Origin of the sequence: Kitasatospora sp. NPDC049285, assembly GCF_040678815.1 — a bacterium.
Lineage (GTDB): Bacteria > Actinomycetota > Actinomycetes > Streptomycetales > Streptomycetaceae > Kitasatospora.
The window spans coordinates 48577-69383 of record NZ_JBFAQR010000002.1 but is presented as its reverse complement, the minus strand read 5'-3'; the positions used below and the strand labels follow the sequence as shown (position 1 = coordinate 69383).

The 20807-nt window shown below is 70.9% G+C and carries 21 protein-coding genes; 13 read left to right on the top strand and 8 right to left on the bottom strand.

Translation table 11 applies throughout. The features are described from left to right. The first annotated feature begins 34 nt into the window (after positions 1-34). Positions 35-613: a hypothetical protein gene (locus AB0K51_RS02130; RefSeq protein ID WP_363449502.1), complete on the top strand. Its 579-nt coding sequence runs from the start codon at positions 35-37 to the stop codon at positions 611-613. Positions 614-682: 69 nt separating this feature from the next. Next, the gene (locus AB0K51_RS02125) at positions 683-1987 is read left to right on the top strand and encodes an MFS transporter (protein WP_363449499.1); all 1305 of its coding nucleotides are present in this window, start codon (positions 683-685) and stop codon (positions 1985-1987) included. 7 nt (positions 1988-1994) lie between these two features. Here AB0K51_RS02125 and AB0K51_RS02120 read toward each other — a convergent pair whose 3' ends face one another. After that, positions 1995-2225: a hypothetical protein gene (locus AB0K51_RS02120; protein WP_363449497.1), complete on the bottom strand. Its 231-nt coding sequence runs from the start codon at positions 2223-2225 to the stop codon at positions 1995-1997. Positions 2226-2343: 118 nt separating this feature from the next. Here AB0K51_RS02120 and map point away from each other — a divergent pair, with 118 nt between their 5' ends. Next, positions 2344-3189, top strand: a complete 846-nt coding sequence (gene map / locus AB0K51_RS02115; protein WP_363449495.1) for a type I methionyl aminopeptidase — start codon at positions 2344-2346, stop codon at positions 3187-3189. A gap of 122 nt (positions 3190-3311) precedes the next feature. On the opposite strand, the gene AB0K51_RS02110 is transcribed toward map, so the two are convergent. Further along, positions 3312-4010: a bifunctional DNA primase/polymerase gene (locus AB0K51_RS02110; protein ID WP_363449493.1), complete on the bottom strand. Its 699-nt coding sequence runs from the start codon at positions 4008-4010 to the stop codon at positions 3312-3314. A 466-nt stretch (positions 4011-4476) separates the two neighbouring features. Between AB0K51_RS02110 and AB0K51_RS02105 the strand changes: the two genes are divergently transcribed. Next, positions 4477-4698 carry a hypothetical protein gene (locus AB0K51_RS02105; protein ID WP_363449491.1) on the top strand — a complete coding sequence of 74 codons (222 nt, stop codon included), beginning with the start codon at positions 4477-4479 and terminating at the stop codon, positions 4696-4698. A 162-nt stretch (positions 4699-4860) separates the two neighbouring features. Here the strand turns inward: AB0K51_RS02105 and AB0K51_RS02100 are convergent, their stop codons facing one another. After that, the gene (locus tag AB0K51_RS02100; protein WP_363449821.1) at positions 4861-5460 is read right to left on the bottom strand and encodes a PadR family transcriptional regulator; all 600 of its coding nucleotides are present in this window, start codon (positions 5458-5460) and stop codon (positions 4861-4863) included. 291 nt (positions 5461-5751) lie between these two features. Between AB0K51_RS02100 and AB0K51_RS02095 the strand changes: the two genes are divergently transcribed. Together AB0K51_RS02095 and AB0K51_RS02090 are read left to right on the top strand one after the other, a co-directional pair. After that, complete coding sequence (locus tag AB0K51_RS02095) at positions 5752-6150, top strand: ACT domain-containing protein (RefSeq protein WP_363449489.1); 399 nt, start codon at positions 5752-5754, stop codon at positions 6148-6150. A gap of 180 nt (positions 6151-6330) precedes the next feature. Continuing rightward, positions 6331-7368: a serine hydrolase domain-containing protein gene (locus AB0K51_RS02090; RefSeq protein ID WP_363449487.1), complete on the top strand. Its 1038-nt coding sequence runs from the start codon at positions 6331-6333 to the stop codon at positions 7366-7368. A 72-nt stretch (positions 7369-7440) separates the two neighbouring features. Here the strand turns inward: AB0K51_RS02090 and AB0K51_RS02085 are convergent, their stop codons facing one another. Beyond that, positions 7441-9201, bottom strand: coding sequence for a SpoIIE family protein phosphatase (locus AB0K51_RS02085; RefSeq protein WP_363449485.1), 1761 nt, complete (start codon positions 9199-9201; stop codon positions 7441-7443). 262 nt (positions 9202-9463) lie between these two features. Between AB0K51_RS02085 and AB0K51_RS02080 the strand changes: the two genes are divergently transcribed. Further along, complete coding sequence (locus tag AB0K51_RS02080) at positions 9464-9904, top strand: hypothetical protein (protein WP_363449483.1); 441 nt, start codon at positions 9464-9466, stop codon at positions 9902-9904. A gap of 186 nt (positions 9905-10090) precedes the next feature. Here the strand turns inward: AB0K51_RS02080 and AB0K51_RS02075 are convergent, their stop codons facing one another. Continuing rightward, complete coding sequence (locus AB0K51_RS02075; RefSeq protein ID WP_363449481.1) at positions 10091-10642, bottom strand: heme-binding protein; 552 nt, start codon at positions 10640-10642, stop codon at positions 10091-10093. 371 nt (positions 10643-11013) lie between these two features. Here AB0K51_RS02075 and AB0K51_RS02070 point away from each other — a divergent pair, with 371 nt between their 5' ends. The 5 genes from AB0K51_RS02070 to AB0K51_RS02050 all read left to right on the top strand — a co-directional run bounded on the left by AB0K51_RS02070 (position 11014) and on the right by AB0K51_RS02050 (position 16440). Beyond that, positions 11014-12177 carry a sensor histidine kinase gene (locus AB0K51_RS02070; RefSeq protein ID WP_363449819.1) on the top strand — a complete coding sequence of 388 codons (1164 nt, stop codon included), beginning with the start codon at positions 11014-11016 and terminating at the stop codon, positions 12175-12177. 61 nt (positions 12178-12238) lie between these two features. Continuing rightward, a complete protein-coding gene (locus tag AB0K51_RS02065) occupies positions 12239-12868 on the top strand; it encodes a response regulator transcription factor (protein WP_363449479.1) in 630 nt (209 codons plus the stop codon). Positions 12869-13154: 286 nt separating this feature from the next. After that, positions 13155-14069: a sugar ABC transporter permease gene (locus AB0K51_RS02060; protein WP_363449477.1), complete on the top strand. Its 915-nt coding sequence runs from the start codon at positions 13155-13157 to the stop codon at positions 14067-14069. Beyond that, positions 14066-14953 carry a carbohydrate ABC transporter permease gene (locus AB0K51_RS02055; protein ID WP_363449475.1) on the top strand — a complete coding sequence of 296 codons (888 nt, stop codon included), beginning with the start codon at positions 14066-14068 and terminating at the stop codon, positions 14951-14953. The genes AB0K51_RS02060 and AB0K51_RS02055 overlap by 4 nt, the downstream gene beginning before the upstream one ends. Before the next feature lie 98 nt (positions 14954-15051). Next, positions 15052-16440 carry an ABC transporter substrate-binding protein gene (locus tag AB0K51_RS02050; protein WP_363449473.1) on the top strand — a complete coding sequence of 463 codons (1389 nt, stop codon included), beginning with the start codon at positions 15052-15054 and terminating at the stop codon, positions 16438-16440. 201 nt (positions 16441-16641) lie between these two features. On the opposite strand, the gene AB0K51_RS02045 is transcribed toward AB0K51_RS02050, so the two are convergent. Continuing rightward, a complete protein-coding gene (locus AB0K51_RS02045; RefSeq protein ID WP_363449471.1) occupies positions 16642-17895 on the bottom strand; it encodes a site-specific integrase in 1254 nt (417 codons plus the stop codon). Positions 17896-18063: 168 nt separating this feature from the next. Then, positions 18064-18345 (bottom strand): helix-turn-helix domain-containing protein, encoded by a 282-nt coding sequence (locus tag AB0K51_RS02040; protein ID WP_363449469.1) that lies wholly within the window; start codon positions 18343-18345, stop codon positions 18064-18066. Between the two features lie 263 nt (positions 18346-18608). On the opposite strand from AB0K51_RS02040, the gene AB0K51_RS02035 reads away from it, so the two are divergent. Then, on the top strand, positions 18609-19535 hold the full coding sequence (locus AB0K51_RS02035; protein ID WP_363449467.1) for a DUF5655 domain-containing protein: 927 nt from the start codon (positions 18609-18611) through the stop codon (positions 19533-19535). 91 nt (positions 19536-19626) lie between these two features. On the opposite strand, the gene AB0K51_RS02030 is transcribed toward AB0K51_RS02035, so the two are convergent. Continuing rightward, positions 19627-20373 carry a site-specific DNA-methyltransferase gene (locus AB0K51_RS02030; RefSeq protein ID WP_363449465.1) on the bottom strand — a complete coding sequence of 249 codons (747 nt, stop codon included), beginning with the start codon at positions 20371-20373 and terminating at the stop codon, positions 19627-19629. Between the last annotated feature and the right edge of the window lie 434 nt (positions 20374-20807).

Below are 20807 nucleotides of genomic sequence, written 5' to 3'. Positions count from 1 at the left end.
CCAAACCGGGTGATCCGCCAGCATGCTGTGGCCCATGGACGCGGTGAGAGTTTCCGCACTCCGGCAGTCGCTCGCCGGCACCGGCTGGCCCGAACGGGCCGGCGCCTTCGCCGGCGCGCTGCGCGGCGCCGTCACCCGCCGCAGTTCCACCGGCCTGCTGCTGGTCGGCACGCCCTGCTACGAGCCCTGGCACCTGGCCGCCCACCTCACCGACGAGGCCGCCTACAGCGGACTGCCCGCGCTCGCCCCCACCCTGCTGCGGCACGAGGTCCCGCCGGGCGCCCCCGGGCACCTCGCCTGCGGCCTGCCCCGGCTGGGCGAGGCCCGCGGCGGCGCCACCGTCCTGCTGGTCGCGCCCGCCCCCGCCGACGCCCCGCTGCTGGAACGCCTCTCCGACGCCCGCCGGGCCGGTGCCACGCTGCTCGCCCTGGACGACGGCGACCCCGAGCTCACCGACCTCGCCCACGACCGCCTCACCGTCCCCGGCACCGCCCCGGAACCCTTCGAGGTGGTCCAACACCTCGTCAGTTCGGCCACCGCCGACGCCCCTTCCCGCAGCCGCCTCGCCCGGCTGGCCGCCCGGCTCACCGCCTCCCCCGTGCTGCGCTGGTAGCCCGGGGCGCCGCGCCGGAACGGAAAACCGCTTGCCCGCGGCACCTTCGCTCGAGCACCATCTCGCCATGTGACCAGCGCCGCCGCCCTCCTCCGCAAGCTCCGCCCCGACCTGACGCCGTGGCGGTCCTCGCGCGACTTCCGCCTGCTGTGGACGTCCGGGTGCGTCAGCGCGTTCGGCAGCTACCTCTCGTACGTCGCGGTGCCGCTGCAGATCAAGCAGCTCACCGGCTCCTCCCTGGCGGTCGGCCTGATCGGCGCCTTCGAACTGGTGCCGCTGGTGGTGTTCGGCCTGTGGGGCGGCGCGCTGGCGGACGCGCTGGACCGCCGCCGCCTGGTGCTGCTCTCCGAGGCCGGGCTGTGCCTGCTGTCCGTCGTGATGCTGGCCAACGCGCTGCTGCCGCACCCCGCGGTGTGGCCGCTCTACGTGGTCGCCGCGTTCTCGGCGGCGCTCTTCGGCCTGCAGCGCCCGCCCCTGGACTCGCTGATCCCCCGGGTCGTCCCGCACGACCAGCTGCCCGCCGCCTTCGCCCTCAACTCGCTCTACCACAACGTCGCTTCGGTGGCCGGCCCGGCGCTCGCCGGCGTGGTGGTCGCGGTCAGCGGGGTGCAGACGGCGTACGCGCTGGACGTCGCGACCTTCCTGGTCTCCCTGGCGCTGATCGCCCGGATGCGCCCGGCCCCGCCCGCGGACAGCGCGGAGCGGCCCTCGCTGCGGACCATCGCCGAGGGCGTCCGCTACGCGTGGAGCCGCAAGGACCTGCTGGGCACCTACGCGATCGACACGGTGGCGATGCTGTTCGCCTTCCCGGTCGCGGTCTTCCCCTTCCTCGCCTCGGCGCTGGACGCGGACTGGGCACTCGGCCTGCTGTACGGGGCCACCGCGGCCGGCGCCCTGGTGGTGTCGGCGACCAGCGGCTGGATCTCGCACGTGCACCGGCACGGCCGGATGCTGCTGTTCTCGGCGCTCGCCTGGGGCGGCGCGATGGCGCTGGCGGGCCTGTCCGGCAACGTCTGGCTGGTGCTGCTGTGCCTCGCGCTGGCGGGCGGCGCGGACGAGATCAGCGGGGTGGCCCGGTCGGCGATCTGGAACCAGACCATCCCCGACGAGCTGCGCGGCCGGCTCGCCGGGGTGGAGGTGCTCAGCTACTCGGTCGGCCCGCAGCTGGGCCAGGTCCGGGCCGGCGGCATGGCCGGACTGATCGGGGTGCGCGCCTCGATCTGGACCGGCGGCCTCGCCTGCGTCCTCGGCGTGCTGGCCCTGACCGCGGCGATCCCGCGCCTGCTGGCCTACGACGCGCGCACCGACCCGCACGCGCTCGCCGTGCGGGCCCAGCACGAGGTGCAGGCCGCCGCGGCGCCCGCCGCCGCCTGACGGCCCCTCAGCCCTTGTCCGCCTCGGGCTCGTCGTCGTTCCACCGCGGGTCCTCGCGCCACTCCTGGTTGCGCTCGGCGGCGGTCTCCAGCGCGTGCGCCGCCTCCTCGCGGGTGGCGTACGGGCCGAGCCGGTCCTTGGCCGGGCACTCCGGCCCCTCCTCGACCTTGCCGTGCTTGATGCAGTAGAACCACTCCCCCGGCTGCCCGGTGGGCTTGCGGCCGAAACCCAGCGCCATCGCTCGTTCTCCCGTCCTGGTCGTGGCCCGCGGCCCGCGGACCCCTGCTGATCATTCCCGGCACCCGGGTCGTACACACGGCCGGGGCGGGCGGGTGGTGGCGGATACACTCACGGTCATGGCTCTGGTACCCGGCACGCAGTCCCCCACCCGCAAGGTCCCCGCGCACATCGCGCGTCCGGAGTACGTCGGCAAGCCCGCGCCGACCCCGTACACCGGGCCGGAGGTGCAGACCGCCGAGACCGTCGAGAAGATGCGGATCGCCGGCCGGATCGCCGCCCAGGCCATGGCGGAGGCGGCCAAGCTGATCGCCCCCGGGGTCACCACCGACGAACTGGACGCGGTCGCCCACGCCTACATGTGCGACCACGGCGCCTACCCGTCCGACCTCGGCTACCGGGGCTTCCCCAAGTCGATCTGCACCTCGATCAACGAGGTGATCTGCCACGGCATCCCGGACTCGACCGTGCTGCAGGACGGCGACATCGTCAACATCGACGCCACCGCCTTCATCCACGGCGTGCACGGCGACCTGAACGCCACGTACCTGGTCGGCGACGTCGACGAGGAGTCCCGCCTGCTGGTCGAGCGCACCCGGGAGTCCCTCGACCGGGCGATCAAGGCGGTCAAGCCCGGCCGCCAGATCAACGTCATCGGCCGGGTCATCGAGTCCTACGCCAAGCGTTTCGACTACGGCGTGGTGCGCGACTTCACCGGCCACGGCATCAACACCTCGTTCCACTCCGGCCTCATCGTCCCGCACTACGACAGCGACCGGGCCACCCAGGTGATCAAGCCCGGGATGACCTTCACCATCGAGCCGATGCTCACCCTGGGCACCTACGACTACGAGATCTGGCCGGACGGCTGGACCGTGGTCACCAAGGACCGCAAGCGCACCGCCCAGTTCGAGCACACCCTGGTGGTCACCGCCGACGGCGCGGAGATCCTCACCCTGCCCTGACGGCCCGTCACGCGCGGAACGGCCCGCCATCCCCTCGAGTACGGGGTGGCGGGCCGTTCGGTTGAGCGCTCGTGCGTGGGCTCGGCGTGGGCTCGACGTCGGCGTCGGCCTCGGCCTCGGTGTCAGCCGATCAGCCACTGCTCCTGGGCGACCGCGCCGACCTCGGTGCAGGCGTCGGTGAGCACGTCCAGCACCCGCAGCGGGTCCGGCAGCGGCTGGTCGGGGCCGCGCAGCCACCGCACCTCGGTGCCGTCCGGCAGCGCGGCCGGCGGGACCAGGGTGTAGGAGCCGCGGCAGTGCCAGCGCAGTCCGGGGTGCTCGGAGACGGTGTCGGGGGTGGAGTCCAGCGCGCTGGTCCACCACTCGTCCTCGTCCTGCGGGGTGCCGCGGGTGGCGGTGAAGAACAGGTAGCGGTCCTCGCCGACCGCGGCGACCGGACCGCCGACACCCTGCTCCTCGAGGCGCTCCAGCGCGAGGCGCCCGGCCTCGGCCGGGACGTCCAGCACGTCGTGAGCCCGGCCGGTGGCGGTGACGAAGTTCGCCTGCGGGTCGCGGGAGAGCCACCGGGCCAACTGTTCGGCGTCCGTGGTCGCCTGCGACTGCCAGGCGAAGGAGAGCGGGTGCTGGGCGGGCGCGGGACAGCCCACCCGGTCACAGGAACACCGGTACCCCGCCGGGTGCGCGGCGGGCGCCACCGGGAATCCCGCCCGGACCGCTCCCAGCAGCAGATCCAGCCGCACGGCCGCGTCCCCACCCGTGGCCGGGCGGTCCTGCCGCCGGTCACGCCGCCACCAGGCCGTCCACCTGCTGCTGGCTTCCATCGGGCCCCTTCCGTACCTGCTGAGTTGTCGTGCCAGGTACGGCACGACACACCACCGACGCAACATCCGACGCCAACGCACGAAGCCGCTCGCTGCTTCCCGAAGAGGTGCACCACGCGCGGGGGGCGTCCGCCGTCAGCCGGCGCCGGGTTCTCCGGCCGACCGACGTCCGGGGCCACGGTACGGAGGCGAGCCTCGCGCTCGACCGAGTGCGAGCGTCGCGCTCGGCGGGCAGGCGCGCTTCGACGCGCCCGATCCAGCCCGTACAGGACCGCGGACCCGGGTGAAAGCCCGGGGGCGTACAGAGCAGGATAAGGCTCCCGAGGGCCTCTCCATGACCGGGGGCGGTGCCTGCCCCGTCACACCGGCTCCACATCGCCGTGGCGGAACGGACACATCCCGACGCAACGGACACCCGCGCGCCGCCCGCCGTCCGGCCGGATTCCGCCCCGCATACCCTGAACAAGTGAAAAGCGCCGACACCGAGTTCATCGGGGGCCCGCTCGACGGACGGATCCTGCCGATCCTGCTGAGCCCGCTCCACAACGTGCCGAAGGTCTACCGCGTCCCCGTCCCCGCCCACGACGACACGCCGGCCGTCACACTGGTCTACCGCCGGGCCAAGGAGTACGGCCCCAAGGGCCGCTGGCGCTGGCGCTACGAGTACGACGCCGCGGCGAGCAGCTGACCGCGAGCCGACAGCCTGCCGACCTCGTACCGGCTTCACGCCTCGCGCCTCACGCCTCGCGACTCGTGCTGACCCGCCGTCAGCCTGCGGTCGGGTGGCCCTCGCCGGGTGCCGGGCGTCGGATGCCGCCCGGCACTGCTTCGGGCTCACACCCCCTCGGGCTCACGCCTCCTCGGCCAGGATCAGGTACAGCTTCTTCTTCGCCTCGGCCAGCACCGCCAGACCCTTCGCACGCTGCTCCTCGGTGCCGGTCATCATGACCTGGCGCACCGCGTGGTCCACCGCGGCCAGCGCCGCGGCCACCTCCTGGACGGCCTCCCAGTCGTGCCGTCGCCCGGCCTCGTCCCACGGCGAGGCGGACGCCTGCTCGGCCTCGGTGCGGCCCTGCTCGGTGAGCTCGAACAGCTTCTTTCCGGACTCCTCGCTGGCGCGGATCAACCCCTCCTCCTCCAGCAGCTGCAGGGTCGGGTAGACCGAACCAGGGCTGGGCCGCCAGGCCCCGCCGGTGCGCTCACCGATCTCGGTGATCATCTCGTAGCCGTGCATCGGACGCTCCCGCAGCAGCGCGAGCAGCGAAGCCCGCACGTCCCCGCGACGCGCCCGGCCGCCACGCCGACCGCCGTGACCGCGGCCGCCGTGGCCCCCGAACCCGCGACCGTGCCCCCCGAACCCCGGACCGAACGGCGGCCCCGGCCGCCCCTGCCCGCCGAACGGCCCGAACGCCGCCCGCACCACGAACTCCTCGCCGCCCATCCCGGGCATCTCGTCACGTCCCGAACGTCCGGCCGCCTCGGCCCAGCGACGTCGGCCTTCTCCGCCATTGCGCTTGTCGAACCGCATGACGAACACCTGCTTTCCATGCTTACGAACGCTTCGCCTATCGAAGCATCTCGATAACTCGACGATATATCGCTAACTCGCGAACGACAACCCCTTTCCGATACTCGCCCGCCGTCAGCCCCGGGCCGGTGCCCGCCGAATCCACCCGACACGGAGCACCCGAACCGCGCCGAACACCCCACCACCCGCACCATCAGCCACTACCGTGACGCCATGGCAGGCGAACGCGACCTTCAGAAGCTGCTCTCCGGCATGCGCCCGGTCCTCCACCCGGGCCGCTACGTGTACTGCACCCTCCCGGCGAGGGTCCCCGCCGGACTCCGCCCGGTGGTCACCGTCGCCGAACCCGAGGGCGTCACCTTCGTGGTCTCCCAGGAGGAGGCCGACGCCCTCGGCCTGCGCTACGAGTTCGTCGCCTCCTGGATCACCCTGCAGATCCACTCCGCCCTGGACGCCGTCGGCCTCACCGCCGCCGTCGCCGGCCGCCTCGCCGACCAGGGCATCAGCTGCAACGTGGTGGCCGGCTTCCACCACGATCACCTCTTCGTCCCCGCCGAGGAAGCCGAGCGGGCCCTGGCCGCCCTCGACTCCCTCTCCACCGAGCAGCACTGACCCTCAGTCAGCCCGGTGCCCGCCGGGAAGCACCGGCGGCCCCGGTAGCGGCCCCGGCACGCCACCGGGTCGCTTCCTCACGTCCCACCACCGGTCACCACCCCGGGCACTGGTTGCCGCACCGCTCCTCGGGTGACAATCCGATCGAAGGCCCGCGCCACTCCGGACGAGAGGGACGCCGTGTCACCCGATCCGCAGCACCCGGTCTCCACCTGGACCGCCGATTCCGCCGCCGCCCTCGACGCCGCCCTTGACGCCGCCGTCAACGCGGGACAGTTCCCCGGCGGCGTCCTGGTCATCGGCCAGTCCGGCACCGGCCGACAGGTCGTCAGCCGCGGCGTGGTGGCCCCGGAGTGCGGCCCCGCCGCCCCCGACGAGCACACCCGCTACGACCTCGCCTCGCTCACCAAGGTCCTCGCCACCTGGCCGCTGGTCGGCGAGGCGGTCCGGACCGGCCTCCTCGACCTGGACGCCCCGCTCCGCTCGCTTCGCCCCGAACTCCCTTCACCCGGTGCCGACCTGACCGTCCGCCACCTGCTGACCCACACCTCCGGCCTGTACCCGCAGACCGGTCTGGCCCGCTACGAGCACACCGGACGCCCGCTCATCGAGCACCTCTGCGCCGAACCCCTGGTCAGCGAACCGGGCACCCACCACCGTTACATCGACCGCGGCTTCATCCTGCTCGGACTCCTCCTCCCGGCCCTCTTGGGCCAACCGCTGCACCTGCTCGCCGACCGGCTTTGGCGCGACCTCGGCCTGACCTCCACCACCTACGGCCCGCTCGCCCGCGACCCGCGCATCGCGCCCACCGAACAGCGCCTGGCCGACGCTCCCCGCACCTGGGGCATCCCGCACGACCCCAGCGCCGCCCTCCTCGGCGGCGTCGCCGGGCACGCCGGCGTCTTCTCCACTGCGGCCGACCTGGCCACCTTCGCCGAACACCTCCTCAAACCGCCCGGCCCACTGCCCACCTGGTTCGAACAGAGCCGCCACCCGCAGACCACCGTCGAACCCGGCCTGCACCGCGGCCTCGCCTGGCTGGTCACCGAGAACGACGCGGTCACCTACCACCACGGCTTCACCGGCACCAGCCTCTTCCTCGCCCCGCACTCCCGCCGCTACGTCGTCCTCTGCAGCAACGCCGTCTACCACGGCTGGGACCGCACCCGACTCGCCGGCCTCCGCAGCCTCGCCCTCCACCTGCTCCACGGCTGAGCGGTCGGGCAGCAGCGGTCAGGCATCAAGCCTGTCCTCCGCCGTCCTGCGGGCCCTCGGCCCTTCTTTTGCTCAGGCCATCGGCTGCCTCCGTCCGCCGCTGAGGACGGTCAGTACCTCCGTGCTGCGCGGTCGTCCTGACCGACCGTCACCGCGCTCGGGCCGGACCGCGGCGGCCGCCAGCAGGGCGATGTCGTCCTCGGCGGGGGCCGGTGCACCGGCCAGGACGGCGTCGAGCAGTTGGGCCGGGGTGGCCCCGGCGGGGAGGCGCAGTCCGGTCAGTCGCTCCAGGGAGTCGTCGATGTCCTCGCCGCGGCGCTCGACCAGGCCGTCGGTGAAGAGCAACAGGGTGTGGCCGGGTGGCAGGACCACCGTGCTGGGCAGGTAGCCGGCCAGTCCGGTGCCGAGCGGCGGGCCGGCCTCGACCGGGAGCAGCGCCACCGCGCCGTCCGGCCGAACCACCGCGGGCGGTAGATGTCCGGCACTGGCGAAGCTGTACCTGCCGCGGGCGGGATCGGCGTACACCGCCAGGCAGGTGGACGGCCGGTAGTCGTGCACCTCGCAGGCCAGCCCGTCCATCCGCTGCAGCAGCCGGTCCGCACTCGGCTCCAGCAGGGCCATCGCCCGCAGCATCGCCTGATAGTGGCTCATGTCAGCCGCCGCCTCGATGCCGTGGCCCATGACGTCGCCGATGGAGAGGACGGTGCGGCCGTCCGGAAGGGCCACCGTCTCGTACCAGTCGCCGCCGATCAGGGCGCTCGTCCCGGCCGGGCGGTAGCGAAAAGCGACCGCGAGGTCCGGGTGCGGGCTGCCCGGTTCGGCGAGCATGGCGCGTTGCAGGTCGACCGCGACCGCGTGCTCCCGGCTGTAGCGCCGGGCGTTGTCGAGGTTGATCGCGGCGCGCCGGGCGAGGTCCTGGGCGGCGACCGCGTCGTGCTGGCCGAAGCCCTGCGAGGCGCCGGCCCGCATCAGGGTGACGGTGCCGATCCGGTGACCGCGCGCGGTGAGCGGGATGATCATCCCGGAGTGGATGCCGATCGCCCGGTAGAGCGCGACCCGGTCGGCGTTGGGTGCGGAGCGGCTGAGCTCCTCGTCGGTGAGCAGGTTCTCGATGATCGGCCGCCCGGAGGCGAGGCAGCGCGGGATCGCCGATCCGGGCTGGTAGTCGACGTACTCCCCGCGGTCACCGAGCAGCCGGACCTGGTCGATGAGTTCGGGGTGGGCGGCCATGGCGGCGCGACGCAGGCGGCGACTGCCGTCGGTCCGGGGGCGGGCGTGGGTGCTGTCGGGATGCGGGAGGACCTCGACGGTGGCGGCGTCGGCGAGGTGCTCGACCAGGAAGTCGGCGAGCTCTCCGCAGGTGGTGTCCACGTCGAGGGTGGTGCCGATCCGGGTGGCGGCGGCGTCGAGCAGGGTGAGGCGTGCCCTGGCCTGTTCGAGTTCGTGCTGCTGCTGGCGGGAGGCGGTGACCTCCAGCACGATCCCGACCAGGCCGATCGGGACGCCGTCGGCTTCGAGTCGGTGGTAGGCGCCGTGCCAGTAGCGGCGGTGCGGTGGCGAGGCGGCCTGGGTGTGTCCGCTGGAGGTGACCTCGCGCGCCCGCCCGTCGGCGAGCACGGCACGCAGCACCTCCTCGCGGGCGTCGATGTCGGGGAGGAGTTGGGCGATGGTGAGGCCGAGGTGGAGTTCGGCGGGCACGCCGTTCATCCGGGCCAGGGCCGGGTTGACGTAGAGGTAGCGCAGGTCGGTGTCCAGGACACCGATCCCGGCCGTGGTGCCGTCCAGGAGTTGGCGGAGCGGCTGGGGCAGGTCGTGCCAGATCCCGTCGGCCATGGCAGTCGCACCTCCTCGCCTCGCTCCCCGGTCCGGGGTCCGGGTGGCGGTCGCGAGGCCGGGTGGCGTCCGGTGCACCTCGTGCCCGCCCAGGCACTGTGACCAGTTAACAAGGCGCGCGCCCTTCGGGCGATCCGGTACCGACCGGCATCGCGGCACTTCCCGGTGGGTCCGAAGACCACCCGAATGGAGTCGCCCGAGTGCCCGAGCCCCTGAGGTGTCCGAGGGTCGACACAAGACCAGCTTCGGCCAAGGAGGTTCCATGAGCTCGTCTGTCGGTCCGACCGCGCCCACCCCGAGCGGTGCCCGCGGTGCTGCGCCACAGTCCGGGAACAAGACCTGGGTGACCGGGATGGTGCTGTTCGCCGGTGTGGTGATGATGATCAATGGTCTCCTCGAGGTGTTCGCGGGGATCATGGCGATCGCTCAGGACGACGTCTACGTCAGGACTCCGAACTACGTCTTCCAGTTCAGCCTGACCTCCTGGGGCTGGATCCATCTGGTCATCGGCCTGTTGGTCGCGCTGACCGGCATCTGCGTGATCCGAGGCATGGCCTGGGCACGGATCGCGGGTATCTTCCTGGTCTCGCTGAGCATGATCGGAAACTTCCTCTCGCTGCCGTACTACCCGCTGTGGTCGCTGGTCGTCATCGCGCTGGACGTCTTCGTGATCTGGGCGCTCTGCATCTACCGACACGACTGAGTCGCGGCCGCGTCACACCATCTCCGCCTCCTGTACTGCTCTTCGTGAGTGCCGGGGTTCCGCGGGCCCGCTCGATCGAGCGGGCCCGCGGTCTGCCGTCAGGCCTCAGGCATCAGACCTCAGCCCTCAGGTGCTGGCCGTCAGGCATCCGCCGTCGGACGTCAGTCGGTAGCCCTCCGGCGTGCGTCATTTGCCCAGGGCCGCGACGCCGGCCTGGGCGAACTGCTCGTCCTGGTCGCCGCTGGGCGCACCGGCCACGCCGATGCCCGCGATCGGGGCGCCCTTGAGCTGGACCGGGGCGCCGCCGCCGAGGAACAGCGTGCCGGGGATGTCCTTCAGGTTCGGCGCCTGGGCGAGGCGCTTGGCCAGCTCGGAGGTCGGCGCGTTCCAGGACACGGCCGTGAAGGCCTTCCGCTGGGCGGACTCGAAGGACTGCGGGCCGGCGCCGTCGCCGCGCAGCTGGACTATCACGGTCCCGTTCCGGTCCACGACCGCGACGGAGACGTGCTGCCCGGCCTTCTCGGCGGTGTCGATGGTGACCTGCGCCGCCTTGGTGGCCGCCTCGACCGTCAGGTGCGAGGTCTCCATCGTGTAGCTCTTGGCTGTGTCGACCTTCGCCACGGCGGGCGCCTGGGGGGTCTCGGCGTTGGCGGACACGGCACCGACCACGCTGGCTCCGACCGCGGCGACCGCGACGGCACCGGTGACGACGCGGGTACGGGTGCTCAGCTTCTTCATCTTTCGGCTCCTGATCGGTTCGGAGCCGGACTTCCTGCGGTCCGGCCTCGCACTCAATACTTCGCCGCCGGAGGGCCGCCGCGGATCGTCGGACCGGCTCGGCTGGAGGGGCATGATGGACGACAGCCGTGTCAACCGATCGGTGGATGTGCGGGCCTCGTCGCCGAGCCAATATCCCTATGCAGGCGCTACTCGGCGTGATTCCAGGTGGTCACGCGACGACGCCGCGTAGCCACATCCGGTGGGTGCTCGTTGCCCGCCGGGTACGGCGCAGCAATGCACAGGGGCTGACACAGAGAGAGGAGGTGGCCGTCATACGCCGACCCACGCCTCGTCCGGTCGATCCGGACGCCGGCTGGCTGACCGTCGTCATGCGGCTGGTCTTCCTCCTGCTGCTCGGCACCTCCCTGGTGCGCTATCTGATGCATCATCTGCACAGCGCGCTCACCCCGTGGGTGATCGGGCTCAGCCTCGCGCTGGCTGTCGGCCACCTGCTCGGGCGGGCCGAGCGCCGACCGGCCTGGTTGGCCGGGGAGCTCGGGATCTGGGCGGTGCTGGTGGTGATGGCCCCCAGCTTCGCCTGGTGCGCCATCCCGCTGATCTACACGGTGCTTCGCGCTCTGCCGCCGCGGGCCGCGATCCCGCTGGTGACGGTGCTGACGCTGCTGGTGGTGGGGGCCGAACTGCAGCTGGCCGACAGCTTCGACCCGACGTTGCCGCTGCTGCCGCCCGCCATCGCAGCGCTGGCCACCGCGGTGTTCCTCTACATGCAGCGGCAAGGCGCCCGGCAGCGCCGGCTGATCATGGATCTCATCCGCACCCGCCGGGAGCTGGCCGCGATCGAGCGGCGCGAGGGCGCCCTCGCGGAGCGGGAGCGGCTCTCGGTGGAGATCCACGACACCCTGGCCCAGGGGCTGTCCAGCCAGCAGATGCTGCTGCAAGCGGCCGACCGCACCTGGGAGCACGATCCGCAGGCGGCGCGCGGCCACGTCCGCACGGCTGCGGCGATCGCCGCTCGCAACCTCGCCGAGGCCCGCCGTTTCGTCCACGACCTCGCCCCGGCCGATCTCGCCGAGCAGGGCACCCTGGAGGCGGCCCTGCGCGCGCTCGCCGAGCGGGAGGCCGCGGAGAGCGGCCTGCCCGTGCGCTTCCACCTGGACGGCCCTCCGATACCCATGCCGGCCGCCGCGCAGTCCGCGCTGCTGCGGATCGCGCAAGGCGCGCTGGCGAACGTCCGAGAGCACGCACACGCCACCACCGCCTCGCTCACGCTGTCCTACCTGGGCGACCAGGCCGTACTGGACATCGCGGACGACGGCCGGGGCTTCGTCCCCGGCCGCACCGGACGCGCCGCCCAGGTCGGCGGTGCCCCCTGGGCACACGAGCCGGCGGGGGGCGCAGTCAGGGGCGACCGCGGGCACGGCCTGCCGGCCATGCGGGCGCGGCTCCGGCAGCTCGGCGGCAGTCTCACCATCGAGTCCGCTCCGGGCGAGGGCACGGTGGTCTCCGCCGCCATCCCGCTGGAGATCCGCTGACCCTGCCGGGCCCGGCCGCCCGGTCGGCCGCGCCGTTGCCACCGTCAGGACAGGAGGGTTCATGAACGACAAGGTCAGGCTGATCGTCTGCGACGACCACGCGATGGTCCGGGCCGGGCTGCTGGCACTGCTGTCCAGCGATCCGGACGTCGAGGTGGTGGGCGAGGCCAGCACCGGGGAGGAGGCGGTGACGCTCGCCGCCCGCCTGCAGCCCGAGGTGGTGCTGATGGATCTCCAGCTGGGCAGCGGGATCGACGGGGTGGAGGCCACCCGCCGGATCCTCGCCGGGCCGGGCTCCACCCATGTCCTGGTACTGACCACCTTCGACACCGACGCCGACATCACGCGGGCCATCGGCGCCGGGGCGACCGGGTACCTGCTGAAGGCCGAGCGTCCGGAGGAGCTGTTCGCCGCGATCCGCTCCGCCGCGGCCGGGCGCCCGGCCCTCTCTCCGCCGATCGCCTCCCGGGTGATGGCCCAGATGCGCTCACCACTGCCCCAACTCACCGACCGGGAACAGGACATCCTCGACCAGCTGGGCCAGGGGCTCGGCAACAGGGAGATCGCCAAGGCCCTCTACATCAGTGAAGCCACCGTCAAGACCCACCTCGGCCGGATCTACGCCAAGCTCGGCGTCGACACCCGCTCCGGCGCGGTGGCCATCGCCAAGGAACGCCGACTGTTGCGCTGACCGGCCGGCAGACCGCCAACGACCGGCCGAGCACGGACGCTCCGACCGAAAACCGCTGCTTGAGAACTGAAGAACGCCAACATCCGGCCAACCCCGCGATCTGACGAATCATCGGTTGCCGGAAGGTGCGGAAGTGACAGGCGAGGGGTAACCATCCGGGGCCCGCCACGCGTGACGCGAACGCGTAAGGAACGCGCCACCCCCCGCTCACCGGGTCATCGCCGTCGTGTCGTTCGGGCGCGACACGGTTTGGCTGAACCGACGTCACGAAAGGCTGACGCGCACCATGCCGACCGCACCAAGCCCGCCGCCCCTGCCGGGTCGCCGCCTCGGGGAGCAGGGGCTCGCCTGGGCGTTCCTGCTGCCCTCGCTCGCGGTCTTCGGGTTCTTCATCGCATACCCCCTGGGCCGCACCCTCTATCTGAGCACCCACGCCAACGACCTGTTCGGCGCGCCGTCGCAGTACGTCGGTCTGAAGCACTACACCGACCTGCTCGCGTCGGCGGACTTCCGGCACACCCTGGTCACCACCGCCCTGTTCGTACTGTTCACGGTGGTGCCTGGGGTGCTCGGAGCGCTGCTGCTGGTCCTCTTGCTGGAGAGCCGGATCCGCGGAGTCCGGCTGCTGCGCTCCGCGTTCGCGCTGCCGTTCGCCTTCTCGGTGGCCAGCGCCTCCGTGGTCTTCTCGGTCTTCTACAACCCGGCGAGCGGGGTGCTCAACGGGCTGCTGTCCACGGTCGGCCTCGATCCGGTCGGGTGGCTGACCGATTCGAAGTACGCGCTGCTCTCGGTCGCGGCATCCACGATCTGGATGAACCTCGGCTACAACGTGCTGGTGCTTTCCGCGGGCATCGGCTCGATCCCCGGCGAGATCACCGAAGCCGCCCGGCTCGACGGTGCGTCAGGGATCCGACTGGCCCGGTCGATCACCATCCCGATGCTCGGGCCCAGCCTGTTCTTCCTCATCGTGGTCTCCACCGTGAACGCCCTGCAGAGCTTCGGGCAGATCCACATCCTCACCAAGGGCGGGCCGGACGGCGCGACCCGCACCCTGGTCTACTCCGTCTACCAGAAGGCCTTCGCCTACGGTGCCAGCGACTTCGGCATGGCGAGCGCGCAGGCCGTGGTGCTGATGGTCGTGGTCCTCTGCTGCACCGCCGTCCAGTTCGGCTTCCTGGAGCGGAAGGTGCACTACGCATGAGCGCGATCGCCGACACCACCCCCGCCCAGGCCGAGCCGACCCGCTCGGCCCGCCGTCCGCTGCCGCTCCGCGCCACGCTCGCCCGCGTCGCCGTCTACCTGCTGCTCGGGATGGCCCTGCTGACCGTCGCGTTCCCGGTCTACTACGTGTTCGCCGGCGCCTTCATGCAGCCCGACGAGATCGCCACCTACCCGCCCGCCCTGGTCCCGCACTCCTTCACCGGCCGGAACTTCTCCGGCGCGGTGCACGCCATCCCACTGATCCGTCAGTACGCCAACTCGGCCCTGGTGGCCGCAGTGATCACCGCGGCCCAGCTGCTCACCGCGATCCTCGCCGCGTACGCCTTCGTGTTCCTGCCGCTGAAGGGCCGGGCAGCGGTGTTCGGGCTGTTCCTCGCCACCCTGATGGTGCCGTGGGAAGCCATCATCATCCCCAACTACCTGACGCTGTCGGACTGGGGACTCGGCAACACCTACTTCGGACTGGTGCTGCCCTTCCTGGCGTCCGGTTTCGGCACCTTTCTGCTGCGGCAGTCCTTCCGCCAGTTCCCGGCCGAGCTGCGGGACGCCGCCCGGATCGACGGGGCGGGCCACTGGCGCTTCCTGTGGCGGATCCTCGTCCCGCTCAACAAGCCCGCCCTCGCCGCGCTCGCCATCTACGTGTTCCTGTCCGCGTGGAACCAGTACTTCTGGCCGCTGATCATCACCCGCACCTCAGAGATGCAGACCCTGCAGATCGGTCTCTCCTCGCTGCGCGACTCCGAGATGGCCGACCCCGGCCTGATCCTGGCGGGCGTGGTGCTCTCACTGCTGCCCACCCTCGTGCTGGTGGTGTTCGGCCAGCGCTTCATCGTCCGCGGACTCACCGCCGGGGCGGTCCGCTGACGGCGCCTCGGCTCCACCCGACCCGCCCCGCACGACCCGCCCCGCACGCCCGGCTCCGACTCGCCCGGTACCTCACCCTCGCAGAAGAGAGAAGAACCGTGAAGAAGAGTGCCCGCGCGCTCGCCGCCCTGCTGGTCTCCGGTCTCGCCCTGACCGGTTGTTCGTCCAGCAGCTCCGGCAACGCGTCGACCGACTCCGCCGCTCCCGGCGCCTCCGCCCTCGACCAGGCGTCGGGGGTGACCACCGTCGAGTTCTGGCACTCGATGACCGGCAAGAACGCCGATGCGCTGACCGCCCTGGTCAACCAGTTCAACGCCGCCCACCAGGGCAAGATCGAGGTCAAGCCGCTGTTCCAGGGCAGCTACGACGACCTGATCGCCAAGTACAAGGCCTCCGTGCAGCAGAAGGCCACGCCGGCGCTGGTGCAGGTGTACGACATCGGCACCCGGTTCATGATCGACTCCAAGCAGACCGTCGCGGCCCAGGCCTTCGCCGACAAGGACGGCTACTCGCTCGACGACCTGCAGCCGAACATCCGCAACTACTACTCGGTGGGCGGCAAGCTCCAGTCGATGCCGTTCAACTCCTCGATGCCGCTGCTCTACCTCAACGCCGACGCCTTCAAGGAGGCCGGCCTGGACCCGGCCAAGGCGCCCACCGACCTGGCCGAACTGGGCGACCTCGCCAAGAAGCTGACCAAGAAGGACGGCAGCGGGCAGACCGTCCGCTACGGCTTCGGCGCGGCGATCTACGGCTGGTTCGTCGAGCAGCTGCTCGCCGAGTCCGGCGCACTGTACTGCGACGGCGACAACGGCCGTACCGGCAAGGCCACCAAGGCCACCTTCGACACCGCGAAGGGTGCCGAGATCGTCCAGTGGTGGGCCGACCTGGTCAAGGGCGGCTACGCGGCCAACACCGGCCGGCAGACCGCGGACGCCCAGGCCGCGTTCAAGGCCGGCACGGTGGCGATGCACCTGGAGTCCACGGGTGTGCTGCGCGGCTACACCGAGGCCGCCAAGTTCACCGTCGGCACCGCGGCCTTCCCGAAGACCGCCGCCTCCGACCAGGGCGGCCCGGTGATCGGCGGCGCCTCGCTGTGGATCTCCGGCCCCGGCCACTCCACCGCCCAGCAGCGCGCGGCCTGGGAGTTCGAGAAGTTCGCCACCGCCCCCTCCCAGCAGGCCGCCTGGCACACCGGCACCGGCTACTTCCCGGTCAACACCAAGGCGCTCGACGTCGCCGCGGACAAGGAGTGGGTCGGCAAGTTCCCGCAGTTCCAGACCGCGATCGACCAGCTGAAGGCCACCAAGCCCACCCCGGCCACCGCCGGTTGCCTGCTCGGCGTCATGCCGCAGGCCCGCAAGGGCGTCGAGACCGCCATCGAGCAGACCATCAGCGGCTCCAAGACCGCCCAGCAGGCCCTCACCGACGCCGGCAAGGAACTCCAGCCCGCCATCGACAGCTACAACGCCTCGGTCACCGGTTGACCCGCCTGACTCCCCGTCAACCCGTCGAGGGCCCGACCGCACGATCGCGGTCGGGCCCTCGACGCAAACACCTGGCTGAGCAGCGGACGAGTCGGCCTATACGCCGGGTAAAGGCCAGCGTTGGCGATGATCATGCCCTGACCAGGCACGTTGGGCGATCCGCGGGCCTCGTCCGGCCCGTCAGGGACTTCTCAGGGACTTTCAGCCGAGATCCGCAAGCCGGCTGTCGACAGCAGCAAGACCGCGCGCTCCCGCCTCCGGCATGAAGTGAGTGTAGGTCCGAAGGGTGAAGGCCGGATCCGAGTGCCCGAGCCACTGCGCCAGCGAGACGATCGACTCGCCAGCTTCCAGCATGACCGAGGCGTACGTGTGTCGCAGGACATGGAACCCGTGCTCTCGGCTGGGCTCCCAGACCCTGGTCGGCTTCGCCCCCTCCGTCGGCTCAGGGAGCGGCGGAATCACACCGGCGACAGCGAGTGCCGGCTTCCAGTTGCGAGTGTTCCAGGTCGCCCGGTTGATTGCCGTGTCCTGCCTCGTCGTGGACAGCAGCGATACGGTCACCTTGCGGCACTCGTCCCGTGGCAGATCCGGCAGCTCAGGGTCAAGCCACGGCAAGGTGACCTCGATCGTGGGGAACCTCGTCCGGTACTCCTCCAGCCGCTTCCGGAGGGCGCGCGGCAACGGCACGTCGCGCTCCTTCCGCCCCTTCGGCGGGCCGAAGTACAGCTGCGACTTGTAGCGCAGGATCTGGCGGGAGACGTGGATGGACTCCCCGTTCACATCGTCCAGGCTGAACGCGAACGCCTCACCCTGGCGTAGCCCGCATCCAATGCCGAGATCAAACGTCGCGTGATACCGGTCGGGGAGCGCCGTTCGGACACCACTCACGCGCTCTTGTGCCCAGGCACGCGCTTTCCGCTCGGGCTTCCTCGGCGGCTTGATCGAGCTGTTCCCCTTGCAGGGGTTGCGGAACAGCCGCTTGTCCTCAACTGCGGCCTGCATGATCGCCTTCAGGTACACCCAGGTGACGTATGCCGTGCCGGAGCCGATCTTCCGCTGGATCTCGGCAGACCACGTCCGCAGCTCCGGGACGCCGATCTCGCGCAGCGCGAGATCCCCAAGGTAGGGAAGAATGTGGCCCCAGATGCGGTAGCGCATGCTCTCCAGCGTCTGCGCAGGGTGCGTCTGCGCCGGCCACCAGTGCTTCTCGACGTAGTCGCGCATCGAGATCTGTCCGTCCCGGGTGTCGACGAAGTCCCCGCGCCGCGTATCGGTCTGCGCTTCCGCCAGCCACGCCTTGGCGTCTGCAACGGTGTCGAACGAGCGGTCTCGGACGCCAGGTATTCCCTTGACGCGGTAGCGAGCGCCCTTTCCCCAAAGGTTGGTTCGTTCGCGCTTTCCCGTCTCCTTGTTGGGGCGCTTCTTGAGCCACCTGTCCTCTATGTACCCCGCCACTTGCGAACTCCTTCAGTTATTGCAATGCGCGCCGAGGGAACGTCCCTGCGGCATGTCCAACACACAGACGACCTCGGCGTGCACGAAATTCCTGATGCAGCCGAGAACTTCAAACGTCTAATCAGTGGTGCCGCAGGGGCGTATGGCCAGCTCAGGCAAGTACCGGCTTTATCGTCCGGACTTGCGCGAAGAGCGCCGCTGAGCTGACGCCTTCAGCGGGTCGAGTGCTGGGTTCGATCGCGAGTCCGCCTTCTCCTGCTCAGCCAACCAGGCATCGAGGAGCTCACGGCGGTACACCACTCGACCGCCAGGCCCCATACGAAAGCTCGGCGGCCCCTGCCGCCGGTGGCGCCAGATGTACAAGGTGTTGACCGATACCCCCATGTACTTCGCTGCGGCCTGAAGATTCAAGAACGCAGGCTCGACGGCGACCTCTGACTTATTTCGCATCTTCTCTCCGGAGTCAACGCCGCCTGAGCGCGGCCATGCGATTGCTCGGCCCGCCGCACGACGGAGTCGCGCGAACCACAGCTGGCGGGCAGGGCCATAATCCGGAGAATCGCCAATTTGGTCCGGCCGCCACATTGTGGTAGTTGACCCAGCCGCCCCTTTCACGCAGGTCTGGCGCGACCTGGCCGGAAACCCGACCCATCGGGAATACGACCTTCCATTCTTCGCTTGGTGTTCCTGTACTGGGCACGGAGGGGACACGGATGACCGACCTAAAGCTGTTCCGGCTCGACGCCGACGGCCGCGATGCCGAGGTGCAAGGTTCGACGGTGGCGCTGGAGGTGGACCTACAGCGCCGGGTCGAAGCGAGCACGGAGGCGATGCTCGGGATCCGCTTCGTGGCGTCGGAGTACCCCACCGGGCCGTGGCATCGGGGGCGGATCGACTCGCTCGGGCTCGACGAGAACGGCACCCCGGTGATCATCGAGTACAAGAAGGGCAGCGACCACGGGGTGGTAACGCAGGCGGTCTCGTACCTGTCCTGGCTCAAGAGCAGCCGCCACGAGTTCCAGGGTCTCGTGCAGGAGAAGCTGGGCGCCGAGGCAGCCGAGAGCATCGACTGGCGCAACCCGCGGGTGGTCTGCATCGCCGCCGACTTCTTCCGGCACGACCGGACCGCGATCCACCTCATGGGTCAGCGCATTGACCTGGTGCGATACCGGGTCTTCGAGGGTGGCCTGCTGAGCCTGCTCCTGGTGGAGTCGGCCCCGGGCAACGCCGCGCCGGCTGCACCACGGACGGCGGTCGACCGTGCTGGCGAAGGTCCGGCGGGGGCCCCGAACTCGACGGAGACGATCATGGCTGAGCCGCCGACGCCGCTGCGTGCTCTCTACGAGGAGTTGAGCGAGGCTCTGACCCGGTCGGGAGATGTCGAGGTGGAGGCGAAGCTCCATTACATCGCGTTCCGGCGGATGAGGAACCTGGCGTGTGTGCTGTTCCGCCCGTCCAGCCAGACGATCATGGTCTATCTGCGTGTCGACCCGGGGACCGTCGCACTGGAGGAGGGCTTCACGCGCGACGTACGCGGGATCGGTCACTTGGGGACGGGTGACCTGGAGGTGCGGATCAGATCGGCGGCCGACTTGGAGCGGGCGACGCCGCTGATCCAGCAGGCGTTCGACGCGGCATGACCAACGGCGAAGGGCGACTGCCGCATCGGTAACTCGATGCGACAGCCGCCCTTTCGTGTCTGCTCTCTGTCGGCCCCGGCCGCCCTTGTTCTCACGCCTCGGGCCCGGCCAGGACGAAGTCGTCCTGGGTTAGTTCGGCTCGCAGCCGCTGTTCGGCGACCTCGGCGTAATGCGGGGAGAGTTCGACGCCGACGAACTTCCTGCCTTCCTTGAGCGCGGCGACGCCGGTCGAGCCGGAGCCGGTGAACGGGTCGAGGATGGTTCCGCCTTCGGGGCAGATCTGGACGAGCTGCTGCATGACCTCCACCGGCTTCTGGGTGATGTGGACTCGGTCCTTGCGCGGCTGCGAGGCGATGAAGTGGCCCGGGAGGTAGATCTCCCTGTTCTTGTTGAGGCTTCCCTTGACGCCCCAGGTGATGAACTCGGCGGACTGCTTGAATCCGCCCTTGCGCGGGCGGCTGGCGGGCTTGATCCACGGGATCGTGCCAGCCCAGGTCCACCCGGCCATCTGCAGGGCGTCCGAGGTGGTGGGTTCCTGCCTCCAGTCGGAGAAGACCATCGCGACGGAGTGCTCCTTCGAGGCTCGGTACGCCTCGGTCAGCAGGGCGGTCAGCCAGGCGCGGTACGAGCGCTGGTCGCGGTTCTCGCCGGGGAAGGTCTGAAGGTCGTGAGCGGAACCGCTCGTGACGTACTTGGCGCGAGCGTCGCGGGCGGTGCGCTCGGAGCTGGTGCGTCCACCGGAGTTGTACGGCGGATCGGTGATCACCGCGTCAACGCTCTCGTCGGGCAGGGACGTCAGCACGGTGAGGGCGTCGCCTCGGTGCAGGGTGTAGCTCATGTGCGGGGCCTCTTTCAGGGCGTGACAGGACTGGGCCCACTTCGAACGACGCCGAGGGGGCAGCCGCTCGGAGTGGGGATGCGCCGGAGGTTAGCCGTGATGTCCGGCCGCACCTAATGAGGCATCCGCCCGCTTCCTGGGCCTGTTCCGGGGGCGTTTGGTGCGGCCGGAATCCGCGTCTAATGTCTGGCCATGTCGCCGAGGCGGAGCCCAGCTCCACCCCTGCTGGCCTGTGCTGATTCATGTCGTTCCGTCCAATTTCGGTGCACCCTCGGCACATTCGACACCCGATTCCGCGATCCGAGGAGAACCCCCGTGCACCGCCTGAGATTACGAGCGCGGCTGGCTGCCGCGCACGACCCGAGACCGGCGTCCGGAGCTACCAACTCCCCTGACCCGGGCCCGCCTCCGAGAGGCGGATTCACAACAGCGTG

Bases quoted from the DNA above. Each gene is read 5' to 3' on its own strand.
- AB0K51_RS02130 (WP_363449502.1), top strand. From the start codon at position 35: ATGGACGCGGTGAGAGTTTCCGCACTCCGGCAGTCGCTCGCCGGCACC.
- AB0K51_RS02120 (WP_363449497.1), bottom strand. From the start codon at position 2,225: ATGGCGCTGGGTTTCGGCCGCAAGCCCACCGGGCAGCCGGGGGAGTGG.
- map (WP_363449495.1), top strand. From the start codon at position 2,344: ATGGCTCTGGTACCCGGCACGCAGTCCCCCACCCGCAAGGTCCCCGCG.
- AB0K51_RS02110 (WP_363449493.1), bottom strand. From the start codon at position 4,010: ATGGAAGCCAGCAGCAGGTGGACGGCCTGGTGGCGGCGTGACCGGCGG.
- AB0K51_RS02100 (WP_363449821.1), bottom strand. From the start codon at position 5,460: ATGCCCGGGATGGGCGGCGAGGAGTTCGTGGTGCGGGCGGCGTTCGGG.
- AB0K51_RS02095 (WP_363449489.1), top strand. From the start codon at position 5,752: ATGGCAGGCGAACGCGACCTTCAGAAGCTGCTCTCCGGCATGCGCCCG.
- AB0K51_RS02085 (WP_363449485.1), bottom strand. From the start codon at position 9,201: ATGGCCGACGGGATCTGGCACGACCTGCCCCAGCCGCTCCGCCAACTC.
- AB0K51_RS02080 (WP_363449483.1), top strand. From the start codon at position 9,464: ATGAGCTCGTCTGTCGGTCCGACCGCGCCCACCCCGAGCGGTGCCCGC.
- AB0K51_RS02075 (WP_363449481.1), bottom strand. From the start codon at position 10,642: ATGAAGAAGCTGAGCACCCGTACCCGCGTCGTCACCGGTGCCGTCGCG.
- AB0K51_RS02070 (WP_363449819.1), top strand. From the start codon at position 11,014: ATGCGGCTGGTCTTCCTCCTGCTGCTCGGCACCTCCCTGGTGCGCTAT.
- AB0K51_RS02065 (WP_363449479.1), top strand. From the start codon at position 12,239: ATGAACGACAAGGTCAGGCTGATCGTCTGCGACGACCACGCGATGGTC.
- AB0K51_RS02060 (WP_363449477.1), top strand. From the start codon at position 13,155: ATGCCGACCGCACCAAGCCCGCCGCCCCTGCCGGGTCGCCGCCTCGGG.
- AB0K51_RS02055 (WP_363449475.1), top strand. From the start codon at position 14,066: ATGAGCGCGATCGCCGACACCACCCCCGCCCAGGCCGAGCCGACCCGC.
- AB0K51_RS02040 (WP_363449469.1), bottom strand. From the start codon at position 18,345: ATGCGAAATAAGTCAGAGGTCGCCGTCGAGCCTGCGTTCTTGAATCTT.
- AB0K51_RS02035 (WP_363449467.1), top strand. From the start codon at position 18,609: ATGACCGACCTAAAGCTGTTCCGGCTCGACGCCGACGGCCGCGATGCC.
- AB0K51_RS02030 (WP_363449465.1), bottom strand. From the start codon at position 20,373: ATGAGCTACACCCTGCACCGAGGCGACGCCCTCACCGTGCTGACGTCC.